This is a genomic window from Desulfovibrio piger (assembly GCF_012843875.1).
GTDB lineage: Bacteria > Desulfobacterota > Desulfovibrionia > Desulfovibrionales > Desulfovibrionaceae > Desulfovibrio.
The window spans coordinates 1-819 of record NZ_JABAFY010000119.1; the positions used below are offsets into that span (position 1 = coordinate 1).

1 protein-coding gene is annotated in these 819 nt (G+C 51.8%); it reads left to right on the forward strand.

The genetic code is table 11. The features are described from left to right. The first annotated feature begins 137 nt into the window (after positions 1-137). Positions 138-551, forward strand: a complete 414-nt coding sequence (locus HF854_RS12400; RefSeq protein WP_168936559.1) for a type III secretion system chaperone — start codon at positions 138-140, stop codon at positions 549-551. Positions 552-819: the final 268 nt, after the last annotated feature.

Below are 819 nucleotides of genomic sequence, written 5' to 3' on the forward strand. Positions count from 1 at the left end.
CGATATGCCAAAAGATGTGCATCTTTTCTTGCCGCCGTTCAAATCAGATGCATATCTTTGTGGGCAAACATAATTTGGCGACACTATCTAGTAGATTTTTTCGATCACAACATTGTTGAATGATAAGGATGATAGCAATGAATGCAGCGGAACTTGTGGCCGGGCTCGGCGTGAAACTTGGCTTTTCCCTGAAACTGAGCGAGGCGGGAACCTGCCGCGTCTACTTTGATGACGATACGGTGGATTTTGAGCAGTCTGGAGATTCTCTGTACATCATGGCGGACATGGGCTCCGCCTCGGGCAGGGAAGAGGCATACGGCCGCCTGCTGATGGCCAACTGCCTCGGCGCGGAAAGCGGCGGCGCGTGTATCGGACTGGATGCCGCGCGCGAGATTTTTACTCTGCATGTGATTCTGCGCGGAGATATACCCTATGAATTCTTTGAGGCGGAACTGACACGCTTTCTCAAGGCATTGCGCTACTGGAAGAAATGGATCGCCCTGCCGGCGGCTTCGGCTTTTCCCGCGCAGGAGGGGGACGCTGTGTTCTGACTCGCAGGTTTCACGCCTCCGCCGGAGCAGCCGCAAGTGAATTGCGACTGCTCCGGCGTCGCGGCTTCAGTCTCGCTCCGCTCGACTTCGTAGAGTAGAAGTCATTTCATAATTCCAGAAGGCTCTTGACTAGCTGAGAGGATTTTCTCTGAGCAGTTTTAGCACCAGAAGGTGAATGTCCTCTTGTCTATGATTAAGAGGATGTCCGGCATGTTTTTTGATTTTAAAAGGTGTGGTAATCTCGTCCCATGAAACAAACAGATTTTCG

What these genes read in the sequence shown, in the direction of transcription:
- HF854_RS12400 (WP_168936559.1), top strand. Translation starts at nt 138, where the DNA reads ATGAATGCAGCGGAACTTGTGGCCGGGCTCGGCGTGAAACTTGGCTTT.